Annotated in this window: 23 protein-coding genes and 1 tRNA gene; 13 read left to right on the top strand and 11 right to left on the bottom strand. The window is 55.1% G+C overall.

What is annotated here, in order from left to right:
* Position 1: 1 nt before the first annotated feature.
* Positions 2-985, bottom strand: coding sequence for a glycosyltransferase family 2 protein (locus ACR0L3_RS04515; protein WP_480743990.1), 984 nt, complete (start codon positions 983-985; stop codon positions 2-4).
* A gap of 144 nt (positions 986-1,129) precedes the next feature.
* A tRNA-Leu gene (locus ACR0L3_RS04510) sits at positions 1,130-1,216 on the bottom strand.
* Between the two features lie 140 nt (positions 1,217-1,356).
* On the opposite strand from ACR0L3_RS04510, the gene ACR0L3_RS04505 reads away from it, so the two are divergent.
* Together ACR0L3_RS04505 and lipB are read left to right on the top strand one after the other, a co-directional pair.
* Complete coding sequence (locus ACR0L3_RS04505) at positions 1,357-2,016, top strand: DsbA family oxidoreductase (RefSeq protein WP_480743989.1); 660 nt, start codon at positions 1,357-1,359, stop codon at positions 2,014-2,016.
* A 39-nt stretch (positions 2,017-2,055) separates the two neighbouring features.
* The gene (gene lipB, locus ACR0L3_RS04500; protein ID WP_480743987.1) at positions 2,056-2,712 is read left to right on the top strand and encodes a lipoyl(octanoyl) transferase LipB; all 657 of its coding nucleotides are present in this window, start codon (positions 2,056-2,058) and stop codon (positions 2,710-2,712) included.
* A gap of 578 nt (positions 2,713-3,290) precedes the next feature.
* On the opposite strand, the gene ACR0L3_RS04495 is transcribed toward lipB, so the two are convergent.
* A complete protein-coding gene (locus ACR0L3_RS04495; protein WP_480743986.1) occupies positions 3,291-3,710 on the bottom strand; it encodes an HIT family protein in 420 nt (139 codons plus the stop codon).
* A 305-nt stretch (positions 3,711-4,015) separates the two neighbouring features.
* Here ACR0L3_RS04495 and ctaD point away from each other — a divergent pair, with 305 nt between their 5' ends.
* The 3 genes from ctaD (at position 4,016) to ACR0L3_RS04480 (ending at position 6,950) form a co-directional block, all read left to right on the top strand.
* A complete protein-coding gene (gene ctaD / locus ACR0L3_RS04490) occupies positions 4,016-5,674 on the top strand; it encodes a cytochrome c oxidase subunit I (RefSeq protein ID WP_480743984.1) in 1,659 nt (552 codons plus the stop codon).
* A gap of 140 nt (positions 5,675-5,814) precedes the next feature.
* Complete coding sequence (locus tag ACR0L3_RS04485) at positions 5,815-6,414, top strand: DsbA family protein (protein ID WP_480743982.1); 600 nt, start codon at positions 5,815-5,817, stop codon at positions 6,412-6,414.
* A gap of 44 nt (positions 6,415-6,458) precedes the next feature.
* The gene (locus ACR0L3_RS04480; protein ID WP_480743981.1) at positions 6,459-6,950 is read left to right on the top strand and encodes a DUF2244 domain-containing protein; all 492 of its coding nucleotides are present in this window, start codon (positions 6,459-6,461) and stop codon (positions 6,948-6,950) included.
* Positions 6,951-6,975: 25 nt separating this feature from the next.
* On the opposite strand, the gene ACR0L3_RS04475 is transcribed toward ACR0L3_RS04480, so the two are convergent.
* Positions 6,976-7,455 carry a GatB/YqeY domain-containing protein gene (locus ACR0L3_RS04475; RefSeq protein ID WP_480743979.1) on the bottom strand — a complete coding sequence of 160 codons (480 nt, stop codon included), beginning with the start codon at positions 7,453-7,455 and terminating at the stop codon, positions 6,976-6,978.
* A gap of 185 nt (positions 7,456-7,640) precedes the next feature.
* Between ACR0L3_RS04475 and carA the strand changes: the two genes are divergently transcribed.
* Positions 7,641-8,807, top strand: coding sequence for a glutamine-hydrolyzing carbamoyl-phosphate synthase small subunit (carA, locus tag ACR0L3_RS04470; RefSeq protein ID WP_480743977.1), 1,167 nt, complete (start codon positions 7,641-7,643; stop codon positions 8,805-8,807).
* A gap of 83 nt (positions 8,808-8,890) precedes the next feature.
* Positions 8,891-10,768 (top strand): glycosyltransferase, encoded by a 1,878-nt coding sequence (locus ACR0L3_RS04465; protein ID WP_480743975.1) that lies wholly within the window; start codon positions 8,891-8,893, stop codon positions 10,766-10,768.
* On the opposite strand, the gene ACR0L3_RS04460 is transcribed toward ACR0L3_RS04465, so the two are convergent.
* Complete coding sequence (locus tag ACR0L3_RS04460; protein ID WP_480743974.1) at positions 10,769-11,416, bottom strand: GntR family transcriptional regulator; 648 nt, start codon at positions 11,414-11,416, stop codon at positions 10,769-10,771.
* A gap of 100 nt (positions 11,417-11,516) precedes the next feature.
* Here ACR0L3_RS04460 and ACR0L3_RS04455 point away from each other — a divergent pair, with 100 nt between their 5' ends.
* From ACR0L3_RS04455 to ACR0L3_RS04445, 3 genes are all read left to right on the top strand, one after another.
* Positions 11,517-12,161: a pyrimidine 5'-nucleotidase gene (locus ACR0L3_RS04455; RefSeq protein ID WP_480743972.1), complete on the top strand. Its 645-nt coding sequence runs from the start codon at positions 11,517-11,519 to the stop codon at positions 12,159-12,161.
* Between the two features lie 86 nt (positions 12,162-12,247).
* Positions 12,248-12,496 (top strand): hypothetical protein, encoded by a 249-nt coding sequence (locus ACR0L3_RS04450; protein ID WP_480743970.1) that lies wholly within the window; start codon positions 12,248-12,250, stop codon positions 12,494-12,496.
* Positions 12,497-12,573: 77 nt separating this feature from the next.
* The gene (locus tag ACR0L3_RS04445) at positions 12,574-13,770 is read left to right on the top strand and encodes a UbiH/UbiF family hydroxylase (RefSeq protein WP_480743969.1); all 1,197 of its coding nucleotides are present in this window, start codon (positions 12,574-12,576) and stop codon (positions 13,768-13,770) included.
* A gap of 10 nt (positions 13,771-13,780) precedes the next feature.
* Here the strand turns inward: ACR0L3_RS04445 and ACR0L3_RS04440 are convergent, their stop codons facing one another.
* Complete coding sequence (locus tag ACR0L3_RS04440) at positions 13,781-14,908, bottom strand: aminotransferase class V-fold PLP-dependent enzyme (RefSeq protein ID WP_480743968.1); 1,128 nt, start codon at positions 14,906-14,908, stop codon at positions 13,781-13,783.
* A gap of 232 nt (positions 14,909-15,140) precedes the next feature.
* Here ACR0L3_RS04440 and ACR0L3_RS04435 point away from each other — a divergent pair, with 232 nt between their 5' ends.
* Entirely contained in the window at positions 15,141-15,842 is a 702-nt protein-coding gene (locus ACR0L3_RS04435) for a GntR family transcriptional regulator (RefSeq protein WP_480743966.1), read from the top strand.
* A 6-nt stretch (positions 15,843-15,848) separates the two neighbouring features.
* On the opposite strand, the gene ACR0L3_RS04430 is transcribed toward ACR0L3_RS04435, so the two are convergent.
* Both ACR0L3_RS04430 and ACR0L3_RS04425 read right to left on the bottom strand, forming a co-directional pair.
* Positions 15,849-16,307, bottom strand: coding sequence for an Lrp/AsnC family transcriptional regulator (locus tag ACR0L3_RS04430; protein ID WP_480743964.1), 459 nt, complete (start codon positions 16,305-16,307; stop codon positions 15,849-15,851).
* Complete coding sequence (locus ACR0L3_RS04425; RefSeq protein ID WP_480743963.1) at positions 16,304-16,759, bottom strand: Lrp/AsnC family transcriptional regulator; 456 nt, start codon at positions 16,757-16,759, stop codon at positions 16,304-16,306. Before ACR0L3_RS04425 ends, ACR0L3_RS04430 begins: the two co-directional genes overlap by 4 nt.
* A 131-nt stretch (positions 16,760-16,890) precedes the next feature.
* Between ACR0L3_RS04425 and ilvC the strand changes: the two genes are divergently transcribed.
* The gene (gene ilvC / locus ACR0L3_RS04420) at positions 16,891-17,913 is read left to right on the top strand and encodes a ketol-acid reductoisomerase (RefSeq protein ID WP_480743961.1); all 1,023 of its coding nucleotides are present in this window, start codon (positions 16,891-16,893) and stop codon (positions 17,911-17,913) included.
* A 130-nt stretch (positions 17,914-18,043) separates the two neighbouring features.
* On the top strand, positions 18,044-18,946 hold the full coding sequence (locus ACR0L3_RS04415) for a DMT family transporter (RefSeq protein WP_480743960.1): 903 nt from the start codon (positions 18,044-18,046) through the stop codon (positions 18,944-18,946).
* Here the strand turns inward: ACR0L3_RS04415 and glmM are convergent.
* From glmM to ACR0L3_RS04400, 3 genes are read right to left on the bottom strand one after another with little or no spacing between them, the layout of a single operon-like run.
* Complete coding sequence (gene glmM / locus ACR0L3_RS04410; protein ID WP_480743959.1) at positions 18,943-20,286, bottom strand: phosphoglucosamine mutase; 1,344 nt, start codon at positions 20,284-20,286, stop codon at positions 18,943-18,945. The two genes, ACR0L3_RS04415 and glmM, sit on opposite strands and share 4 nt — an antisense overlap.
* Before the next feature lie 35 nt (positions 20,287-20,321).
* Complete coding sequence (gene folP, locus ACR0L3_RS04405; RefSeq protein ID WP_480743958.1) at positions 20,322-21,320, bottom strand: dihydropteroate synthase; 999 nt, start codon at positions 21,318-21,320, stop codon at positions 20,322-20,324.
* The gene (locus tag ACR0L3_RS04400; protein WP_480743956.1) at positions 21,317-22,237 is read right to left on the bottom strand and encodes a dihydroneopterin aldolase; all 921 of its coding nucleotides are present in this window, start codon (positions 22,235-22,237) and stop codon (positions 21,317-21,319) included. The genes folP and ACR0L3_RS04400 overlap by 4 nt, the downstream gene beginning before the upstream one ends.
* Positions 22,238-22,307 lie beyond the last annotated feature (70 nt).

Genomic DNA, 22,307 nt, shown 5'->3' with positions numbered 1-22,307 from the left:
TTCAGATAAGATTATCTGCCAACCACATCCGAAAATCTACCCAGTCCGGACGCATCTTTATCTCAGCTATCTTGGCCCTGTGCCAGTCGCAGGCCCCAGCGTGCAATTCCCCCAGTACCGGGTCTGCCTTAAGTTCAGCCAACAGCGGTGCTGCGCGCCGTGCGATGGGCTGAATGGATAGGTCATTTTCCTTGTTGGCGTTCATGTCCTGCCAATACGACTGCCCTTGATCCACTCTGATGTGGTTCGTCCGCCCCCGGTCACGCTTGATCAAAAACCCGTCCAAAGATCGAACAGAATAGTGGTGCAAACGCCCAAGTGAATGGTCAAATCCTCTCCAGGCCCGCCACCCGACTTTTTCAGTAGGAAACAACTTGCCGCTGGCGTCAGACCAAATAATCTCGTTCTCTTTGCCTTCTTTAATCCCTTTCGGGCGGTGCGGACCAAAGCGTGTGAACTTGCCATTGTTCCGAAACAGCGTTTTCAACCCATACGCCCGCCCCGAGTGATACGGGAATTCCTGATCGCCCATCGAGAAGACATCAGTTACAGGCTTGTCTTCGAAACTGATATTCCCAGAACTTCCAAACAGTTTCCAAGCAAAAGAAATCGCATCCACCGGCTGACCCGCACGGTGCTCGACCTCGGCAATCAGAGCGCCAAAACTGTTATCTCCATGCCGAATATTCCAAAACTCATCCACATCGAGGCACAATAGCCAATCGGCCTCTTTCACTTTTGGCTGACGCCGAGCACGACGAAGCATCTGATGCTGCGGGTTCCCACCTTCTTTCACCTCGTTTGAGACATGGGTCGCCAGCCCCAATTCCTGCAATCTGCGGGCGATCTCATCAGTGCCGTCTTCGCAATCGTTGGTGAAGATTACAAAATGATCGACACCGAGTGTCTTATGAAACGCGACCCACTCCAACATATAGGGGCCTTCGTTCTTCATCGTTGTGAAAATGGTAATGGCCTGAGACATAAACACTTCCCGACTTGCGTTACCTTCGTCATACACAACCCGGCAAGTGTGGGCGAGACAGGAAATAGCGATACCGGCAATCCGGCACAAACTGGTGCAATTCGCCCCTCATAACGGGCGTGTTTCTGAACTTTCTGTTGAAAATGGTGCGGTCGAGAAGACTCGAACTTCCACGGGTGTTACCCCACAGCGACCTCAACGCTGCGCGTCTACCAATTCCGCCACGACCGCACTGCCAATGACTTGGTACCGGGGCGTATAGACGCAGAAGTTCGAGATGTGAAGAGACAAAAATCACAACGGTTGGAATTCCCTATAGCCACTCATATTTATACCACCACGACATTTCTTACCCCGTCAGGAGCCCGCAGATGTCTACTTCCGATCCTCGCCCATTCGTTCAAATTGACATCGTCTCGGACGTGGTTTGCCCTTGGTGCATCGTTGGATTTCGGCAGCTTGATTTGGCTTTGAATCAAGGCAATGTGCTGGCCCGCCTCAGATGGCATCCGTTCGAGTTGAACCCAAACATGCCGCCAGAAGGTCAGAACCTGCGCGAGCATATCAATCAAAAATACGGCTCGACTCCCGAGCAGAGCCAACAAGCGCGAGACCAGTTAACCCGGCTCGGTTCTGAACTGGGCTTCACGTTCAATTTCAGTGACGACAGTAAAATCGTAAACACTTTTGCAGCGCATCAGTTGTTGGATTGGGCAGAAGTTGAAGGCCGCCAGCATCCTTTAAAACTGGCTCTGTTCGAAGCCTATTTCACGCATCAACAGGACGTTTCCAATATTGCGGTACTCATGGATGCTGTTCGAACCGCTGGGCTGGACCCGGAAGCTGCCAAGGCAGCGCTTGATTCCGGCGCTCATGTCGCGCCGGTTCGCGAAAAACAGAGTTTCTGGACGAACCATGGGATATCGGGCGTGCCTTCCATGGTGTTCGGCGGGAAATACCTGTTGACCGGAGCGCAAGGCATCGACACCTACGCCCAAGTTCTGCAGCGCTGTCTGACCGAAGCTGCCTGACCCCTTCCCCTTGTCACGCGCGCAAGATATGGAACCGCCATGGAATGGAAGATCACCGACCGGTTGACCGATTACACCGAAGCCGTTGCCTTCATGGAAGCACGCGTTGCTGCAATTGCTGCTGGCAACGCAGATGAATGTATTTGGTTACTGGAACACCCCCCCCTTTACACGGCGGGTACATCTGCCCGAATCCAAGACCTGACGGACCCTGACCGGTTTCCTGTGTACGAGGCCAAGCGCGGTGGAGAATATACCTACCACGGACCCGGCCAGCGCGTGGCTTACGTGATGCTAGACCTCAACAAGCGTGGCAGGGACGTTCGGGGCTTTGTCAAAAAACTTGAAAATTGGGTGATTGCCGCACTGGCCGAATTCAACGTGACTGGTGAGATCCGCGACGGACGTGTTGGTGTTTGGGTGCAGCGGGATGACAAACCGTTGACCGTGACGGGCCAACCCGCTGAAGACAAGATTGCTGCCATAGGATTGCGCTTGCGCAAGTGGGTCAGCTTCCATGGTATATCGATAAACGTTGAACCGGAGCTTGAGCATTTTTCGGGCATAGTGCCTTGCGGAATTACCGAGCATGGCGTGACCTCATTGGTCGATTTAGGCTTGCCTGTAACACTGTCGGATGTGGACGCGGCTTTGCAAAAAACCTTTGAAGAGTGTTTCCAGACAACCGAGGCGTGACCTTAAAACGAATCGGGCAGCATCAGAATCAAAATTGACAATCAGCCACCTGAGATGCGCTTTGTTTCCAAGGCTCGCAGCAATGGGCAATTCTGTTTACTAATTTTATGCCTAATTGCGTTTAAAACCAATCCAAGGAATACAAAACGTTCATGAAAGGTTAATCTGAATTTGCCGTTCTAGAGTGAGTGGTGTGTTAACCGGTGACCCTGGATCTTTCAGGTATCGGACAAGTGTTTGGTTACGAGTCTGCCGTTCCGACCCCAAATCGGAACGGCAATTAATTTTTGCCTTTAGGTGAACGGGTGCACCTACATTGCCCATTAATGAATGCCTTTGTCAGATGCGCTTTAGTTCCACGAATACCCGGCTGATCCCCAACCATGCGCTCAACGCTTCTTAGACGGGAAACGGTGTTGTTTCCCCCTCGCCACGATCAAAAGCGGCAACCCTTGGACGACCGCTTTGTGATAGCTCTGTTAAACCGCTAGCTCGAAAACAGACCTGGTCGGCGCTATCTCTATCATCGGTTTTTTCGATCGCAGCGCACCGCTGGTCGACATAAGGCAAAGACGAAATCAGGATAGCGCGGCTTTGATCTTTTCAGCATGCTGGGCGATCAAATCGAAGTCACCCATATTACCTGGCGGACGCATGGCGACGCCTTCCTGACGCGGCAACACATGAAAATGCAGATGGAAGACCTCTTGCCCACCGGCGGCTTCGTTGAATTGCTGCACCGTGACACCGTCTGCATCAAAAGCCTTGACGACCGCTTTCGCCAGTTTCTGCACTGTCGACATGACGGCGGCCAGCTGTTCGGGCGTGGCATCCAGAAGGTTCCGGCAGGGTGTCTTGGGGATAACCAACAAATGCCCGTCAGACCGCGGCATGATATCCATGAAGGCCAGCGTTTGGTCATCTTCATAAACGCGGGTCGAAGGAATTTCACCTCTCAATATCTTGGCAAAGATGTTTTCAGGATCGTAGTCGGCCATAATAAAACTCCGGTTTCGTGTCTTGCGCACAGTTCTGCTGCCCACGATCCTGGGGGTCAAGGCGAAACTCTGCCGAGTGGTGCACCGGCCCTATTGCGGTGCCTTGAAATCGGCACAACCGTCGCCAGATAGAGCACATTCAAGGCCGAGAAATCGCTGGGTTTCCTCCTACCCGCGACAATTATTCTTGATCCAGATCAAACTCGACCATTGAAGGTGCCTCCTTCGCAATCTAAAACCAGCAGGAATCCCGCGCGCTGGAGAGGTCCGGCTGCGCGGTGCAGTTGCAACAGGAGGCACCTATAATGGCAGACGCAGCCATTCATGGTCACGATCATGAAGACCAGCGCGGCTTTTTCACTCGCTGGTTCATGTCGACCAACCACAAGGACATCGGGATTCTCTACCTGATATTCTCGGCGCTGGCCGGGTTTATCTCGGTAGCGATGACCGTCTACATGCGGCTCGAGCTGATGCACCCGGGCGTTCAGTACATGTGCTTGGAAGGCTTTATGGCCGACCCATGTACCCCCAACGGGCATCTATGGAACGTCATGATCACCTACCACGGTGTTCTGATGATGTTCTTCGTTGTCATCCCTGCCCTGTTCGGCGGATTTGGTAACTATTTCATGCCGTTGCAGATCGGCGCGCCGGATATGGCGTTCCCACGGATGAACAACCTGTCCTTCTGGTTGTACGTCGCCGGTACCTCGCTTGGCGTAGCCTCGCTGCTGAGCCCCGGTGGTAACGACCAACTTGGTTCTGGCGTTGGATGGGTTCTGTACCCGCCGCTGTCGACGACCGAGGGCGGCATGTCCATGGACCTTGCGATCTTCGCCGTGCACGTATCGGGCGCCTCCTCGATCCTCGGTGCGATCAACATGATCACCACCTTCCTGAACATGCGTGCCCCTGGCATGACGCTGTTCAAGGTGCCGCTGTTCAGCTGGTCGATTTTCGTCACCTCGTGGCTGATTCTTCTGTCGCTGCCAGTCCTGGCGGGCGCGATCACCATGCTGCTGATGGACCGCAACTTCGGTTTCACCTTCTTTGATCCGGCCGGTGGCGGTGACCCGATCCTGTATCAGCACATCCTGTGGTTCTTTGGCCACCCGGAAGTGTACATCGTGATCCTGCCCGGTTTCGGGATCATCAGCCATGTGATCGCCACCTTCTCGCGCAAGCCGATCTTCGGTTACCTGCCTATGGTCTGGGCGATCATCGCGATCGGTGTTCTGGGCTTTGTCGTGTGGGCACACCATATGTACACTGTTGGCATGTCGCTGCGTCAGCAGGCGTATTTCATGCTTGCCACGATGGTCATCGCGGTTCCAACCGGCGTTAAGGTCTTCTCTTGGATCGCGACGATGTGGGGTGGCTCGATCGAGTTCAAGACACCGATGCTGTTCGCCTTCGGCTTCCTGTTCCTGTTCACCGTCGGCGGTGTAACCGGTGTGGTACTGTCGCAAGCTGGTATCGACCGTGCTTATCACGATACTTACTATGTGGTTGCTCACTTCCACTATGTGATGAGCTTGGGTGCCGTCTTCGCGATTTTCGCGGGTGTGTACTTCTACTTCTCGAAAATGACAGGCCGTCAGTACTCGGAATTCTGGGGCAAGGTTCACTTCTGGATGTTCTTCATCGGTGCGAACCTGACCTTCTTCCCGCAGCACTTCCTGGGCCGTCAGGGCATGCCGCGCCGTTACATAGACTACCCCGAAGCGTTCGCTCAGTGGAACTTCGTGTCGTCGATCGGTGCCTTCGTGTCCTTCGCTTCGTTCCTACTGTTCTTCGGCATCGTGATCTACGCCCTGCTGCGTGGCGCGAAAGAGACCCGTCCGAACCCGTGGAACGAGTACGCCGATACGCTGGAATGGACCCTGCCCTCGCCACCGCCCGAGCACACGTTCGAGCAACTGCCGAAGCAGGAAGACTGGGATAAAGGCCACGCGCATTAGTCCAGTTAGACCCTAAGAAAACCCCGCCATTCCGGCGGGGTTTTTTCGTTTATGCGGCCCGCCTAACCCCAAAAGTCGCCAGACCCACCAAAATCGGTTATCCTATAAAGGATTAACATCCCGCAAACCGGGGGTTTCACATGCCCGAAATTGATTTTTGGTATTCTATTGGCAGCACCTACAGCTTCCTGACAGTCATGCGCTTGGACGATTGGTGCGCGGAACACAACGCCTCAGTAAACTGGCGGCCATTCAATGTGCGCACCGTGATGACTGTTCAGCAGAACGTGCCCTTTATAGGCAAACCTGTGAAATCTGCCTATATGTGGCGCGATATCGAACGTCGGGCGGCAAAGTATCACATTCACGCTCAGTTGCCCGCCCCCTACCCGATTTCCGATCTCGCTCTTGCCAATCAGGTCGCCTTGTTGGGCATGGGAGAGGGCTGGGGCAAGGACTTTACCCAGACACTTTACCGCATCTGGTTTGAAGAGGGTGTCGAAGCCGGCAGTGAGCCTGCAATCACCGAAGCACTACACAGATGCCAGCAGGATCCGCGGCTCATCCTGGCGCGCGCACGCAGCCCTGACACAGTTGCAGCGCTTGAGGCGGAAACCGAACACGCCACAAAGCTGGGCGTTTTCGGTGCACCCAGCCTTGTGGTTCGCGGTGAGGTCTTCTGGGGAGATGACAGGCTAGACGACGCGTTGTCATGGTCGCGTGTTGGCCACGTCGCCTGATCATTTCTATTCGACAGGTACCTACATTGCGTTAGGTTTTAAGCATGCCTTACCGATGGAATCAGACGTCCGAAACTGAACAGGAATTGCGCCTTTGGCCGCATAACTCATTGCCGCCACGCGGCGCGATGATTGTGATCTTATCTGTGTTTCTGTTTGGCTTGATTCCGTTGCTAGCCATGCTGGGGTCCGTAGTTTTGTGGGGATTGCTCCCCTTCTTGCTTATAACTGTTTTGGGCTTATGGTTGGCGATCCAAACAAACTATCGCGCGCGTAGTGCGTTTGAAGTTCTAACTTTGACCGGAACGCAGGCGCATCTGGTTCACCACGATCCGCGCAGTGGCAAACAAGAGTGGACTTGCAACCGCTATTGGGCCCGACCCGAGATGCACAAGTTAGGTGGCCCCGTTCCAAACTACGTAACGCTAATAGGAGACGGGCGGGAGGTGGAAATCGGAGCATTTCTGTCCGAGGAGGAACGCATCGCGTTATACGACGACTTGATACAAAAACTGCGCGAGCCAGCCGCGCAGTAAATGTCGTTTCACTTAATTTAAGGTCTTAGCCATTTGAAGCGGCGCAGAGATGGTCTTTGACCATCGGCCCGACTTTTCCGAAATCCATCCTGCCGGTATAGCGGGTTTTCAGCTCACCCATAACCTTGCCCATGTCGCGGATCGAACCGGCACCCGTAGCCGTAATTGCCGTTTCAATGGCCGCCGAGACTTCCTCATCATCAAGCTGCTTAGGCAGGAATTCCTCGATGACCTCGACCTCGCGCAGTTCACGTTCGGCCAAATCAAGGCGTCCGCCCTCTTCGTAAGCGCGTGCGCTTTCTTTACGCTGCTTTGTCATTTTGCCAAGGATTTCAAGTACCTCAGCGTCACCGCAACCTTTGGCCTCTTCATTATCCGAGGCGCGTGAAGCTATGTCACGATCTTTGATTGCGGCATTGATCAACCGCAGCGTCGACAAACGCTCGGCATCCTTATCTTTCATTGCTTGCTTCAGGGCAGAGTTCACCCGTGATCGCATATCCATATGATCTGTCCATCCCCATGGAAAAAAGGAACCCTGAACATATCGAAACAAAAAGCGCGACACAACAGGGGGCGAACACAGCTAAGTCATTGTTTTTCCACAACAGCCCAAAATTTGAACAGACTTGACCCAGCGCGCTAACCCCCTTAGGTATGCGCCGATTTACCCAGCAGGAGAGTCGCCCAATGGCCCAGAACGCCCCGACCAAGCCCACCGCATGTCTGGCATTGGCCGACGGAACACTGTTCTACGGGATGGGTTTCGGAGCTACTGGTCAAACTGTTGCCGAGCTTTGCTTTAACACCGCCATGACTGGTTATCAGGAAATCATGACCGACCCCTCTTATGCGGGGCAAATCGTGACTTTCACCTTTCCCCATATCGGCAATGTCGGCGTGAACCCGGAAGACGACGAGACCAGCGATCCTGTCGCTGCTGGAATGGTGGTAAAGTGGGATCCAACCGAGCCGTCGAACTGGCGCTCGGCTGAGGAATTGAAAACGTGGCTAGAGCGGCGCGGGCGCATCGCTATTGGCGGCGTTGATACACGCCGCCTGACCCGCGCCATACGTCAACAAGGTGCACCACATGTAGCCCTAGCCCACGACCCCGAAGGTAACTTCGATATTGAGGTTCTGGTTGCCGCCGCTCGTGGCTTTGCCGGTCTAGAAGGAATGGACCTAGCCAAAGAAGTTACCTGCGCCCAAAGCTACCGCTGGGATGAGATGCGGTGGGCATGGCCCGACGGATATACCCGCCAGGAAGCACCGGCCCACAAGGTTGTCGCCATCGATTACGGTGCAAAGCGCAATATCCTGCGTTGCTTGGCCTCGGCTGGCTGTGACGTAACTGTGCTGCCAGCGACCGCTACGGCCGCCGAAGTGCTCGCCCATAATCCTGACGGTGTTTTTCTGTCCAACGGCCCCGGCGACCCGGCGGCGACCGGCGAGTATGCGGTTCCAATGATTAAAGAGGTTCTGAACACCACCGACCTTCCCGTCTTTGGCATTTGTCTGGGACACCAGATGTTGGCGCTGGCCTTGGGCGGTCAGACAGTTAAGATGAACCACGGCCACCATGGCGCGAACCATCCGGTCAAAGACATGGAAACCGGCAAGGTTGAGATCACTTCTATGAACCACGGCTTTGCTGTGGATGCGCAATCCCTGCCCGAGGGGGTCGTTGAAACTCACCGCTCGCTGTTTGACGGCTCCAACTGCGGTATCCGTATGACCGATCGCCCTGTGTATTCCGTGCAATATCATCCCGAAGCTTCACCCGGCCCGCAGGACAGCTTTTACCTGTTCCAGCGCTTTGCGGATGCAATGGCAAACCATAAAGCGCAGGCCTAAGAGCCCCGCCGAACATAGTTAACTGGCTGTTAACTTAAAATTGACAACCCTGACGCCCAGCAACCGCGTCAGGGTTTTTCTTTATGGTTGAACTAAACCTCCAACATTTCGAGCACGCCGCACCGATCCATGCGAAGGAACGTAAGCCGTTGGGGGCTTACCTTATTGATCGAGGGTTAATCACTCCGTCGCAACTTAATGAGGCTCTGCGCCTGCAATCCTGGCAACATGCTCGGCTGGGAGAAATTCTGGTTTCCGAAGGCCGTGTCACACGTCAGGACGTGCAGGCAGCCCTGTCCGACCAAAGTGGTCTGCAAATCGTTGATCTTGTTGATCAGCCTCCATGTCCCGACTTGTGTAAAATCAATCCCGCCGAATTTTGGCTTACCCACAATGTTATTCCATGGAAACGACTGGGTACTATTCTGCTGATTGCCACGGCGCGTCCAGACTGTTTCCAGAAGGTGCGCGAAGAATTACAGCCGTGCGGCCACACAATTATTCCTGTGCTGGCCGGAAGCGTTCAGATTCAAAACGCAATTGGGAAATTGTTTTCTAACTCACTTGCCATAGCTGCTGAAAGACGGGTGGACCTTGAGCAAAGCTGCCGGTCTTGGTCAGAGCGCTCACTAGCCAGTACAGTGCTTATGCTTGCTTGTATTTTGGGCCTGCTCGTTGCCCATCCCATAATCGGTCTTACGGCTCTCATCTCTGCAGCTGTTATCAGCCTGCTTCTATTCATGTCTCTGCGCATCGCGGGTCTGCTTGCCTTTCTTTGGCGTGGCTCTTCCAAACAAGCTGCGGCCAAAGAATATGGTCTGCCTTGTGCCCTACCCCGCGTGTCCATCATGGTTCCGTTATACAAGGAACGAGAGATTGCAGATGCCTTAATTCAACGGCTACTGCGTCTCACCTATCCCAAGTCGCTGTTAGAGATCGTTTTGGTGCTTGAGGAAACGGACGAAGTCACGCGGACCACTCTGGCAAAAGTTGATTTGCCCGGCTGGATCAGAGCCATCAAAGTGCCCGAACTTAATGGTTTGACCACCAAGCCCCGTGCGATGAACTATGCGTTGGACTTCTGCCGCGGCGATATTTTAGGTGTTTGGGATGCGGAAGACGCCCCGCAGCCCGACCAGATTCAGCGTGTCGTCCAGCACTTTGCGCATGCAGAAGAGGATGTCGTTTGCCTGCAAGGGGTTCTTGATTACTACAACCCTCGTACCAATTGGCGATCACGCTGCTTTACTATCGAGTACAACAGTTGGTTTCGGGTCATCCTACCGGGCATCGCTAAACTTGGACTTGTTGTTCCATTGGGCGGCACCACATTCTTTTTTCGCCGCGACAAGCTTCTGGAATTGGGCGGATGGGATGCCCACAACGTCACCGAGGACGCCGATCTGGGGGTGCGCCTTGCCCGTGCTGGCTATCGCACTGAAATGGTCAACACTGCGACCTTTGAAGAAGCAAATTTTCGTGCCTGGCCGTGGGTCCGGCAACGCTCACGTTGGCTCAAAGGGTTCATGGTGACTTATCTGGTTCACATGCGAGCTCCAATGCGCCTTTTGCGAGATCTCGGCCTATTAAGGTTTGTTGGTGTTCAAGCCTTCTTTTTGGGAACGGTTGGGCAATTCCTGCTCGCTCCTGTCCTTTGGTTATTCTGGTTGACGAGCTTCGGAATACCCGGGCCGTTGGACCCTGTTGTTCCGACCACTGTAACGGCTGCGTTAATTGGGCTGTTTGTAACTGCTGAAATCACAAATGCCGTGGTTGGATTCATCGCCGTCTCTGCTCGGGAGAGGAGGTTCCTACTGCCGTGGGTCCTGACAATGCCGCTGTATTTTCCACTTGGCGTTCTAGCTGCATACAAAGCCCTTTGGGAGTTGGTGCTGAACCCTTTCTTTTGGGATAAGACGCAACATGGTCAGGCCATTGAAGAAGGAACACCCCCCTTGTAATCAGTTCTCGCGCAAGACTGCATCCTGTTTCAAGCGGGTCATGAAGGCGACCGAGATATGCTCTTTGAGCGCACGCTCTGCGGCTTCTTCATCACGCGCTGCGATGGCCTCAACAATGCCCTTATGTTCGCTCTGGGCGATCTCACCCCGCCCCTGCACTGCCAGAGATGTTGTGGCCATCAGCGCCATGGTGCGGTGCACAAGGTCCAATTGCTGAACCAAATAGCGATTGTGCGATGCCAGATGAATCTGTTCGTGAAACCGCCGGTTCGCACGCGACAAAGCCGACGGATCATCGACCAGCGCATCATCCTCGGCAACCATTTGTTGCAATACTTTGATCTCTTCTTCCGTGGCATGTTTGGCAGCCAACTTCGCAGCCAAGCCTTCCAGTTCGCGCCGTACGACGTACAGCTCAGCCATCTGGTTGTGGTCCAGCGAAGCCACGATCAGCGACCTTCCATCCCTTTCTAATAGGGACTGTGTTTCCAACCTCTGTAATGCTTCGCGTATCGGCGTTCGCGATACACCAAACCGCTCGGCAAGCTCGCTTTCGACCAAACGATCGCCAGGCTTGTAAACGCCTACGTCGATCGCTTCGAGAATAAGGCTGTAGGCGTCTTTGGCCGGCTGTCTGGAATGGGGCATTGGGTGGTTTATCTCCTCGTTCGGACATGTCTATCCGTCACTTGCCCTGCGGATCAAGAGCGGCATTGAAAACAGCGCTCCCGCACCCTAAACCAAAACCATGGTTAAACCTGCATTCAATCACGTCACCCAATGGGTGTTCGATCTCGACAACACGCTTTACCCGCCGCATATGCGCCTGTTCGATCAGATCGAAGTGCTGATGACGGATTACGTTGTGCAGGCCATTGGTGTTGATCGGGCCGAGGCTGATCGGCTGCGCTCGCACTATTGGCGGGAATACGGCACCACCTTGGCGGGGCTGATGGCCGAACATGATCTGGACCCCGACCCGTATCTACACGCAGTGCATCAGGTGGACATGAGTCATATGGACCCTGACGCCGAATTGGCAGCCCATATCCAGTCGTTGCCCGGTCGCCGCATTGTTTATACCAACGGAAGTGCGCCGTATGCCGAGCGTGTTCTTGAGGCGCGAGGACTTAGCGGATTGTTCGATGCAATCTATGGTATCGAGCACGCCGGGTACCGACCTAAGCCACAAAAATCCGCGTTCGAGGCGATCTTTACGCGAGATGGAATAGACGCCGCTAAGGCAGCCATGTTCGAGGACGACCCCCGCAATCTGGCGGCCCCTCATGCTATGGGTATGCGTACCGTCCACGTCGCGCCCGAGCCTCATGAAGCTGACCATATCCACCATCACACCGATGATCTGACTGGGTTTCTGGGTAGCCTGCGATAGGCTGTCACACTGCGACGATCTGCACATTCTGCACCTGCAGCATCGTCCTTATATGCGCCTCAGCGACGAACAGAATCGGAGACCCCATGAGCGCGATCGAGATGCCCGGACGCCTGCCCATTTGGCAGCGCCTGTTGTTTGCAATCCCCGTTTTTGGCTGGCTGGCCCGCGATGCCGCCAACGGTGAACCGGAAGATTGGTTCTACACGGCGGCCGCGATCTTCAGCATGTGGGGATGCTCGGCCTTGTTGTTTGGATTGCCGGGGTTATACATCCCAGCTGTCATGATGGTGCCGATGATCTTTGTCCTCCTTATCCTGATCTCACGCGGCTGACACACGGGACAGGATGTCACTTGGCGCCAGGCTTGGAACCGAACTAGGTTCTGCCCAAATCTTCGGAGACCAAGGCCATGACTGAAAGCTGTGACATCCTGATTTCTGGCGGAGGAATCGCCGGACTGACCGCTGCGGCAGCCTTTGGAACTGCCGGATTCAAAGTAATTTGTGTCGACCCCACCCCGCCGATCACTGAACGCGACGTGGGTGGGTCTGACCTACGGACCACGGCCTTTCTGCAACCGGCGCGCCAGCTTTTGGAGCAATGCGGGTTGTGGGCACGGCTTGATGAACATGCTGCACCTCTGCAAGTCATGCGTATCGTGGATGCGGGTGGTGATTTGCCGGAACCCCGCGTCGTGCGCGACTTCAACGCTACCGATATCTCGGACCAGCCCTTTGGTTGGAACTTGCCCAACTGGCTGCTGCGGCGAGAGATGGTGGCGCGTCTTGCCGAACTGCCCAACGTCGATTTTCGCCCCGGCACTGGAACCACCAGCCTTTTCACCCGAACCGCCGAAGCGCGCGTGGGACTTAGCGATGGAAGCAAAATTCATTGCAAGCTTGTAGTTGCGGCGGACGGACGAAATTCCCCAATGCGTGAGGCGGCTGGGATCAAGGTCCACACCACGCGCTATGGTCAGAAAGCCTTGGCCTTTGCCGTTACGCATCCGATCGCGCATGAAAACGTCTCGACCGAGATTCACCGTTCCGGTGGACCCTTCACCTTAGTTCCGCTGCCTGACTGGAAAGGCCAACCGTCTTCGGCAATTGTATGGATGGAACGTGGCCCGCGCGCAGTTGAGTTGCTGAACACCGAACCCGAAGTTTTCGAGGCACTGATGACCGAACGATCCTGCGGCTTGTTTGGGCCACTGAAATTGGCCTCTCGCCGGACGATCTGGCCGATCATAAGTCAATCAGCAGAACGTTTGTCAGGCGAACGCATCGCTCTGATGGCCGAAGCTGCCCATGTTGTACCCCCTATCGGTGCGCAAGGACTGAATATGTCGCTTGGCGATCTGCGCAGCCTTTTGGATTTGGCTCAAGACAATCAAGATGGCTTGGGAAACGCGCAGATGCTGGACGCCTATCACAAGACCCGCCACGCCGAGGTCACAATGCGCGTCAAAGGTATCGACCTGCTGAACCGCGCCTCGATGATCGAAGCACGCCCATTACGTGACGTACGGGCGATGGGGTTGAACGCGCTCTACTCCCTGCCGCCCGTACGCAAAACTTTGATGCAAATGGGCCTCGGCGTGCGCTGAGGCCGGAAGATCAAAGAACCTGATCCAACACGCGTTTCAATCGTGCGATGGTGCCTTCCACGTCATACAACTTGTCCAAGCCAAAAAGACCCAAGCGGAACGTGCTAAACCCTTCGGGTTCATCACACTGCAAAGGTACACCGGCTGCGATCTGCATACCCAGCGCCGCGAATTTCTTGCCGTTCTGGATGTCAGAGTCTGAGGTGTAGCTAACCACAACTCCCGGCGCGCCGAAGCCATCAGCTGCAACCGAAACCACGCCTTTTTCCTTCAACATAGCCCGAACTCCATTACCCAATGCCCATTGCGCCTCGCGCAGTTTTTCAAAGCCGTAGTCGCGCGTCTCGATCATGGTATCCCGGAACGCCTGCAGCGCATCAGTCGGCATAGTGGCGTGATAAGCATGCCCGCCGTTCTCATAAGCCTGCATGATCTGGCGCCACTTTTTTAGATCCACGGCGAAACTGTCCGAAGTCGTTTCCTCCAACCGAGCCTCGGCACGATCGGACAACATAACCAGTCCAGCGCAGGGTGAAGCGCTCCAGCCCTTCTGGGGGGCCGAGATCAGAACATCAACGCCTGTCGCCTTCATGTCGATCCAGGCACAGCCCGAAGCGATACAATCCAGTACCATCAACGCACCGACCTCATGCGCAGCCGCTGCCATAGCGGTCACGTACTCTTCCGGAAGAACCAGCCCCGCCGACGTTTCTACATGCGGCGCAAACACGATGTCAGGGCGCTGCTCGCGAATTGTTGCGACGACCTCTTCAATCGGAGCTGGCGCAAATGGCGACGGGCTGGAGTTTCCTGTTTGCCGCGCCTTGAGTACCGTCGCTGACGCGGTCAAATCTGCGGATTCGATGATTTGGCTCCAACGGTAAGAAAACCAACCATTGCGCACGACAAGGACATTGGCGTTGCGCGCAAACTGACGGGCCACGGCCTCCATCCCATAGGTGCCGCCTCCTGGTATCACAGCGACTCCGTCCGCGTTATATACATCCCGCAACATTGAAGAGATATCACGCATGACGGTCTGAAACCGAGCGGACATATGGTTCAAAGAGCGATCCGTAAACACAACCGAAAATTCTTCGAGCCCGTTCGGGTCGATGGTTTCCAAGAGCGCCGGCATGATTTGTCCTTTCAAAGAGTATTCGGGCAAGCTGAGTCTGTTTCCGCGATGTTAGTGCGCTTGTCTCGCACAGACTATTGACCTAACGGAACGCAAAATCCTAACAAAAAATTAACCACTTTTGTCGCCTATTGAACAACTCCTTGACGCCAAATAGTGTCACCACCCCTTTACACCCAGGGATGTTTCTGAACAGATACATACACTTTGTAGAAGAAAGGTATTTATACCCGTGACTGCTCAAAAGCGGATCAGTTTTCAAGTCGTACGTGACGAAGTTAAACGACGTATTGAAAGCCGGATTTGGCCACAAGGATCTCTGCTGCCGACCGAGACTCAGCTCGCAGAAGAATTTAATTGCGCCCGTGCAACAGTGAATCGAGCTTTGCGGGAACTTGCCGAACAAGGGTTTGTCGAACGTAAGCGCAAAAGCGGTACAAGGGTCAAAAAAGAGCCCAGCAAACACGCGAAGCTTGAATTTTCCCTCGTCCGCCAAGCTGTTGAAAACCAGAATTCAACCTATCGCTATGCCCTTGTCGAACGCAATGTCGTACCAAGCCCGGGCTGGCTGGCATCGCAACTCAGCGTTTCATCCGAGGCGCGCGTTTTACATGTGATCTGTATGCACTATGCGGACAACCGTCCCTTTCAATTGGAAGAGCGATGGATAAACATCGACACCGTGCCAGACGTGGAAAATGCGGACCTCAATGCGCAAGGCCCGCATGAGTGGCTGCTGCACGTCGCACCCTTTACAGAGGCCGAGATTGCATTTTGCGCCGTTTCGGCGGACGGCAGACTGGCCGAGTTTATGGGAACCACCGCTGGCACTTCGATGATACAGCTTGAACGCACGACCTGGAAAAACGGTGAACCGATGGCTTTTGCGCGAATGACGCATCACCCTGGGTATTGCATCCGCACCAAGTATTGACCCCAGTCAACCAATTGGTCCCGGCCGGCGTTCTTCGCTGAGCAGCACATTGGCTTCAACGTCGCCTGCACCCGGCAGGGTCATAATCCGCCGCCGCAGAACGCGCTCAAAGTCTGAGAGATCACGTGCAACGACCCTAAGACGGTAATCGTACAGGCCCAGCACGTGTTCTACGGTTTGCACCTCAGGGATGGCGCTGACTGCGCGTTCAAAATCTTCAAGACTGACTTGCCCTTTTCGCGCCAGTTTGACCCCTAGAAACACGGTTACACCGAATCCCAACGCTTCGGCATTCAACCGCAAGCGACGCCCCTTGAGAACGCCGGCCGTTTCCAACCTCCGAATACGTCGCCACGTGGCAGGCTGAGACAAACCCAGTTTGCGCCCCAGCGCACCAGCGCTTTGCGTGGCATCTTGCACCAATGCTCGCAATATTTGGCGGTCGGTTTGGTCAAGCTCTATCATACCGGTAGGACCACGTTGGCTTTGACCCGCGCGATATGCATCAGCGCTTCGATGTCGGCTATGTGCGGAAGGCTTAGAATACGGTCCCGGTACAGTTGCTGATAATGGGACATATCCCGCGCAATGACCGACAGTCTGACATCAACTCTCCCCAGAAAGGTCTGAATTTCAATCACTTCAGCGACTTCTCTAGCTGCCGCCGTGAACTCATCAAAAGCGCGCGGTTGCGTTTTGTCTAACGTCACGCGTAGAGATACCTCTACGGCATAGCCAAGGGCGGACCAGTCGATTATTGCTTCTTGCCCCTGAATGACACCCGACGCCTGCATTTTTTCAACCCGGCGCCAACACACCCCCTGACTAGCACCGCACCGCTCGGCCAGTTCCGCCATCCCAAGGCTTGGTTCCGCCTGCAAATGGCGCAGAATGCGTCGATCCATGTCATCAAGCATGATTTTTCCAGTATTGACTGTTTACTCGAATATTTTTTCTCTTTTTTGACAAGTACACAATCCTTTGACACTCGCCAATACCTCCGCAGCGGACTAAAAGCACGTCAACTGCAACGGAAAGGACCGGAAACATGCGCGTCTATTACGATCGCGATTGCGACATCAACCTGATCAAAGACAAAAAAGTAGCCATCCTGGGTTATGGCAGCCAAGGCCATGCCCACGCGTTGAACCTGCGTGACTCGGGCGCCAAGAATTTGGTTGTCGCCCTGCGCGAAGGATCGCCTTCGGCCAAGAAAGCCGAAGCAGAAGGTCTGCAGGTCATGGGTATCGCCGAAGCGGCGGCATGGTGCGACGTCATCATGTTCACCATGCCCGACGAACTGCAGGCAGAGACCTATAAGAAATACGTACATGACAACATCAAGCCGGGTGCCGCGATTGCCTTCGCCCACGGCCTGAACGTTCACTTTGGCCTGATCGAGCCGAAAGAAGGCGTCGACGTCATCATGATGGCCCCGAAAGGCCCTGGCCACACTGTACGCGGCGAATACGTCAAGGGCGGCGGCGTGCCTTGCTTGGTCGCTGTAAACAACGACGCAACCGGCAAAGCGCTGGAAATCGGCCTGTCCTACTGCTCGGCCATCGGTGGCGGCCGCTCGGGCATCATCGAAACCAACTTCCGTGAAGAATGCGAAACCGACCTGTTCGGTGAACAAGCCGTTCTGTGCGGCGGTCTGGTCGAGCTGATCCGTTGCGGTTTCGAAACTCTGGTCGAAGCTGGATACGCGCCAGAAATGGCCTATTTCGAGTGTCTGCACGAAGTGAAGCTGATCGTTGACCTGATATACGAAGGCGGCATCGCCAACATGGATTACTCGATCTCGAACACGGCTGAGTACGGCCAGTATGTCACCGGCCCGCGCATCCTGAAATACGACGAGACCAAAGCGCGTATGAAAGAGGTTCTGAACGACATCCAGCAGGGTAAATTCGTTCGCGACTTCATGCTGGAAAACGCGGTTGGCCAGCCAACTATCAAAGCATCGCGTCGCGCCAACGACGAGCACATGATCGAGGAAACCGGTGCGAAACTTCGCGCGATGATGCCTTGGATTTCGGCTGGAAAAATGGTCGACAAAGAAAAGAACTAAGTCTGATTTTCATCAGCATCGGGGCGGCCGCTTTGGCCGCCCTATTTCATTTCTCTTCAATCAACATATTGAAACAGCACGCGTTTCACGCGATCAATCTTGGCAACGGTTTAAAAGGTCACAATCTGATATGGTCGATCAGCCCACATCGCGCGACTGGGGCGGCGTTGTCTCCCTTGGCCTCATTTGGGGCGGCACGTTCATGGTCGTCGCCATCGCGCTTGAAGGCTATGGCCCGATCACTGTCGCAACGGCGCGCACCACTTTGGGTGCGGTGACCTTGCTCGCGATGATGGCGCTGACTGGGCGCAAGTTTCCGACGGGTGATTTGAATCTGTGGGGCTACATCGCCGTCATCGGCCTGCTGTCTACAGCCTTACCCTTCATGCTGCTCAGTTGGGGGCAGCAATATGTAGCTTCGGCCTTTGCGGGGCTGTCGATGGCCGCAATCCCACTAATGGTGCTGCCGCTGGCGCATTTCTTTTCAGACGAACCGTTGAATGCCCGCAGGTTCTTTGGGGTCTCACTGGGATTTTGCGGAGCATTGGTTTTGATCGGACCGGGGCTGGCGCAGATCGGACAAGGTAACGAACCCTTGGCGCAGCTGGCCTGCATAGGCGCAGCGCTGTGCTATTCCTGCGCATCGATCTTCACAAGGCGTTGTCCACCGATTGATCCAGTGGTGCTCGCCGCATTATCGCTGGTGGTAGGTGCGGTACTTTTGTTACCGATTATGTTGGTGACCGAAGGCCTTCCGCGCTGGGAAGGCACACGACCCGGTCTGGCCATTGTCGCACTGGGTTTAGTACCGACGGCCTTTGCCACCCTCCTGCGCGTGTCGATTATTCGCAGCGCGGGGTCTGTCTTTCTGACGTTGGTCAACTATCAGGTACCAATCTGGTCGATGGTGTTTGGCGCATGGATACTGTCCGAAAACCTGCCACTACGGTTTTACATCGCGTTGGCCATGATCTTGACCGGACTGGCGATCAGCCAGTGGTTCAGTCTGCGCAAAACGCTGATCGGGCGTTAGCCTGCAACGGCCTCGACTTCGGCAACAATGCCGTCGACAACTTGCGTCAGCAGACCATCATCTTCGCATTCGGCCATCACACGGATCAAAGGTTCCGTCCCCGATTTACGGATCAGCAAACGCCCCTGCCCGTTCAATCGTGCCTCAGCATCGGCAATTGCAGCTTGCACATTGGCGGATTCCAACGGAGCTTGCCCTTCGACATACCGCACGTTCTTTAGCAATTGCGGAACGGTTTCGAACTGAACCGACAGCTCGGAAGCTTTCCGGCCCGAATGCACCATCTCGGCCAAGAAATGCAGACCCGCCATTAGGCCGTCACCCGTGGTGGCATAGTCGCTCATAACGATGTGGCCAGATTGCTCGCCACCCAAATTGAACCCGCCTTCCCGCATCTTTTCAACGACATAGCGGTCGCCCACGGCTGTGCGCTCCAATCGCAGCCCCTCCGCTGCGAGGTGCCGCTCTAACCCCAGGTTTGACATAACGGTCGCTACCAGAGCCCCCCCTTCTAGGCGATCCGCCTTGGCCCAGGTTGTCGCTAAAAGCGCCATAAGCTGATCGCCATCTGCCACCTGCCCGTGCTCATCAACCAAGACAACTCGATCGGCGTCACCGTCCAGGCAGATACCCACGTCGGCCCCATGGGCCACAACCGTTTCAGCGGCCAACTGAGGTTTGGTAGAACCGCAGTTCAAATTAATATTTTTGCCGTTTGGCGCGACCCCGACCGGAATCACCTCGGCGCCCAATTCCCACAGAACCTCTGGTGCAGTGCGGTGCGCAGCGCCGTTGGCGCAATCGACCACCACCTTGAGACCATCAAGACGCAAATCGCGGGACAACGATGACTTTACCCGCTCCCCGTAGCGAAATCTCGCATCGTCCACGCGGCGGGCACGCCCAATATTCTGGGCCTGTGCTGGTCTGACGCCCTCTTCAATAAGGCGCTCGATTTCCAACTCAGCTTGATCGGAAAGCTTGTAACCATCTGGGCCAAAGAATTTGATGCCGTTGTCTTCAGCTGGATTGTGGCTGGCCGAAATCATTACACCCAAATCCGCGCGCATAGATCGGGTCATCAGGCCCACCGCCGGCGTTGGAACCGGCCCCAACAACAGTACGTTCATCCCGGTCGAAGTCAGCCCCGCCGTCAGCGCGTTTTCCAGCATATATCCGGACAGGCGCGTGTCCTTGCCAATCACCACGCGGTGCACTCCAGACTGATCGCGGCGAAAATACCGCCCGACAGCCGCGCCAATGCGCAGGGCCATTTCAGCCGTTATCGGATGGGTATTGGCGGTGCCCCGCACCCCGTCGGTCCCGAACAGCTTGCGCATGGTGGTTCTCCGTTAAATTCTTGCCTGCGACCGGATTACCGGACGGCAGCCCACAGACGCAAGGCCTGAGCGGTTTCAGCCACGTCATGAACCCTTACAATCTGCACACCTTGGGACAATCCGGCCAAAGCTACGGCGATTGATCCCGGAGCGCGGGCATCTTTGCGGGGCTCTTGACCGATTTCTCCGATGAATCCTTTGCGCGATACGCCCAACAAGATTGGACAGCCCAAACCATGAAATAGGCTGAGATTTTGTAGAAGAGTTAGATTGTGTGCCAGTGTTTTGCCGAAACCGATCCCCGGATCAACAACAATCTGATTGCGGTTGAGACCCAAGTGTTCCAACTTTTCGATCTGCCCTTCCAGAAAATCATACACATCCAGAAGTACATCGGCGTATTGCGGATCATCCTGCATTGTGGCCGGGTCACCCTGCATGTGCATCACGCAGACGGGTGCGCCAACTTCGGCACAAAATGGTGCCAAATGGGGGTCGTAGGTAAACCCGGACACATCATTGATCAGACCTGCACCTGCGGCCCAGGCGGCCTTTGCAACGCTGGCCTTTCGAGTATCGATCGAAATTAGGGTCCGCGTTTCAGAGCGGATAGCGTCGATCAATGGCTTAGTTCGATCAATCTCCTCATCCTCAGGTACAGAACTGGCCCCTGGGCGCGTCGACTCACCGCCGATATCCAGAATACTTGCACCATGCGCAACCATCTGTTTTGCAGCGGCCAAAGCAGTTTCAACAGAATTGTGCTTTCCACCATCCGAGAAACTGTCTGGGGTTGCGTTAAGCACGCCCATTATCTGCGGGCAGTTCATCTCGAGCTCAGCGACAGCCGGTCTTGGATCGATCAGGCGTTTCAATACTCCTGTTGGAATATCTTGCGCTGGTACAATCTCTGGCTCAGCAGTGCGAGACAACCGTTCCACATGAGTGAACCACAGCGGCTGCCCTGCCAGCGTTTCAGAGCCTTCAGGACGGGCTGAGCCACTTTGGACAAGTGGTCGAAAATAATCAGTCACAGTTGCGCCTGATCCAAGGGAACAGCGCGCAGTGGCGTTTTGGGCGCGGTCGGCAACGCACCGCCAATCACCATCATTTCGCTGGCTTCAAAGGTGGCGGCAAACCAAGCCGCTAAGGCAACGGCATCCGACGGTGCCGCAGAGGGACCATCCACTGCATCCAAAACGATTTTGGATGGCGCCCAAACGCAGATCTGGCCGTTTTTCATCGCCCAGTCTAATTCGGTCCGGGTGGAAACGACCACACAGCGGTGATCCCGGGCTGCCAGAACCCACGCGTTCTGTTCAATTGCCAATAGGTCGATCCGGCGCTGTGTCATCGCATGACCAGTCTGTGGCACAGCCATATCCGCCGCACCTACACACAAGATCAACGGGCGTTGGCGGTTCTCCAATTGATCGATCCATCCGGTCAAATTGGGGGACGCGATGGCCTCATTCGACAGGAACACCAACCTTGGGTGTGGGCGTTCCTCTTCAATCACATCGTGATGAATTTTGTCCTTGCCGCGGACAATTTCCACGCCCAAAGCACCCGGGCCTCGGTCAAGTTTTTCAATGCGCACAAAAGCCCTTACAGCCTGAGGCTCAAGTAAAATTCGTTCAGCAACTCGATCCGCTAAAGTCTCAAGCAGATTCAGCCTTTCTGCCGCCAATTCGTGGGCTATTGCCTCGGTTACGCGGTCGTAAGACAGGATACGATCCACGTCATCGTCAATTGGGTCGGTCAATGGGCGCACTTCGACCACGATGTTAAAGCAGATGCGTTGCGTTGTTCCGCGTTCGGCTTGAAAGGCGCCGATCTCAACCTCAACGATATGATCACGCAGTGAGATACGATCCAACGGACCGCGCGCGGCTGTCGCTTCGGACCGCTCGGACGGATGCGCAAAGGCAAGGCGAATTTCAGAACTCATGCGACGGACCTTTTCGGGCTTTTGGACTGGTCTGCCCAAACTATACGTTGCGCGGGCGTATAGCACCGCA

Source organism: Ruegeria sp. CK1 (genome assembly GCF_056536545.1).
Note: the sequence above shows the minus strand (reverse complement) of the source record. Positions and strands in the feature narration are given on the sequence as shown.